A 2,196-nucleotide genomic window follows, 5' to 3' on the forward strand; every position below is an offset into this window, starting at 1 on the left:
CTCCCTGCTCAATCTGAATGTCCACCTGATTGACCGCTTTGACCTGATTCTCACCTGCGCCATAAAACTTACAAAGCTGCTTGGTTTCTAATATCACACTCATGTGCTGCCTCCTTTTCAATTCTGTAAAACGTACCTTTTCAACACGCTTTCTTTGCCTGTTTATATATTTGGTCATTTTTCAACCTACATCCAAATTGTATCAGGACAATCTTTCATTTCACTTTCAAAAAACGAGCAGAAGTCTTACAGAATTGTAAGATTTCTGCCCACTTAAAATTTAACCAACATATGGTAATTGAATCACAAACGTGCTTCCTTTTTTCTTTTTGCCGGAGGTTACCGTAATCGTACCTGCGTGTTTTTCGATAATTTCTCTCGATAGAAAAAGTCCGATTCCTGTACCACTCTTTTCCATGACCTCCTTGGAACTTCCTCTGTAAAATCGTTGAAAAATTTTGTGATACTCATTCTGCGGAATACCAATTCCCTGATCCTCAATTTCCATTCTTACAAGATCGTTTCTTTTTTGTAACCGGATAAATATTTTTGAACCACACGGACTGTACTTGACCGCATTATCCAGAACGTTGATCACAGCTTCACCAAGCCACCTTTTATCCTGCATAATCGTGCATGTTTCCAGCTCTTTTTCATAGTCAAAAACGAATTCAATTTCTTTCTCATCCGCTTTAGGATAAGTGCGGTTCACAGCAGATATGACAGTATCCATAAGCGGAAGTTTTTTCTTATTAATCTGAATCAGTCCAGTTTCCATCTTGGATATTTCAAGAAGCGACTGCAATAATGTCTCCAGTCCATCCAGAGCACTCCGACAACGGATACGAAACTCCTCCTGTTCTGTGGCACTTAAGTCATTCTGCATCAGCACACTAAAACATGTATCCAAAGCTGCAACCGGTGTCTTTAACTGGTGAGAAATATCAGAAACCATTTCTTTCGTGTTCTCCTTTTCTGCCCTTGCTTCTTCCTTTATCAACTGAATATGATGTCCGATTGCTTCAAGCTGGTCATTCAATTTTTCCAGTTCTGCATGATTTTCCGTTTTCAGTAAATCATCAAATTTATTTTCACGGAATCTGATCAGAATTTCTTCCAACTGGTCTAAAATTTTCTGATGACACGCATCTTCTTTTTTCTTCCAATAAAGTAAAAAAGTCAAAAGAAGCACGCATATCACAGTGCTTACAGCACCGGTCACCATAACCTGATGCCGGAATTGCGAATAAAATGCATTCCCTTTATTCCCCCAGTATCCATATTGCTCCAATAATCGCCTTCCCTGTTCGTTAGTTTCAATATCCTTATCCTTAAGCAATTCCGAAACAGCATCCAGCCCGGAAAATTCTTCCTTTGCAGCAATCTCTGTCATAAGATTCATTTTATATTTATAATCTTCATAAAACACATACGTGGTAAAGCAATTTAATATTGCAAACAATAATATGACAGGTAATACCAAGGAGAGCACTACTGTAATCTTCTTGCGATATCTCTTTGTCACTGCCTTACCTCCTGATTCCATATATACCCAAGACCTCTGATATTCTTTATATAGACCGGTGCAGCCGGATTGTCTTCGATTTTCTCACGGAGTCTTCTGATATTGACAGCGATTGTATTTTCATCCACAAAATCCCCTTCCAGATCAAACACATTTTCCAATATTTGTGTTTTTGAAAGAATCTGTTTCGGATTCTGAAGAAAAAAAGTCAGCATTTTCAACTCCGTTTTTGTCAGACTGATTTCACGACTCTTTATCAGGACTTTCATTTCTCCTGCGATAAATACGATATCTCCCGAAATCATCTTTCCGGCTTCCGTTTTCTCCTGTCTGCGGCGGAAATGTGCTTCTATTTTCAAAAGAAGTACCGAAAGACTAAACGGCTTTGTAATATAATCATCTGCCCCTGCTTCATATCCCATGACCTGATCCATCTCCTGATCTAGTGCTGTAAGACAGATAATGTATGTATTATAATTGCATCTCATCCACCTTACAAATTCCAGTCCATTCCCATCCGGAAGATTCACATCACAAATGGTAACATCCACATTATTATCACTTGCAATTCTTTTCGCTTTTTTCACTGATTCTGCTGAAAAAACCTCATATCCGGATTTTTTCAGTGAGAATGTAATTCCACGATTTAAATTTTCATCATCTTCAACCAC

At 38.3% G+C, this 2,196-nt stretch carries 2 protein-coding genes and 1 pseudogene; all 3 read right to left on the reverse strand.

Going from position 1 to position 2,196, the window contains the following annotated elements:
- A pseudogene (locus RDS42_RS14965) lies at nt 1-178 on the reverse strand (ABC transporter ATP-binding protein); the annotation flags it as partial.
- A gap of 102 nt (nt 179-280) precedes the next feature.
- Nucleotides 281-1,546, reverse strand: coding sequence for a sensor histidine kinase KdpD (locus tag RDS42_RS14365; RefSeq protein ID WP_008706583.1), 1,266 nt, complete (start codon nt 1,544-1,546; stop codon nt 281-283).
- Nucleotides 1,522-2,196, reverse strand: a 675-nt coding sequence (locus RDS42_RS14370) for a response regulator transcription factor (RefSeq protein ID WP_308784258.1), incomplete at its 5' end; no start/stop codon positions are given. The genes RDS42_RS14370 and RDS42_RS14365, both read right to left, overlap by 25 nt.

This window comes from uncultured Blautia sp. (assembly GCF_902497045.1).
Taxonomy (GTDB): Bacteria; Bacillota; Clostridia; order Lachnospirales; family Lachnospiraceae; genus Blautia_A.

Coding starts and splice junctions, on each gene's coding strand:
- RDS42_RS14365 (WP_008706583.1), bottom strand. CDS start 1,546: ATGGAATCAGGAGGTAAGGCAGTGACAAAGAGATATCGCAAGAAGATT.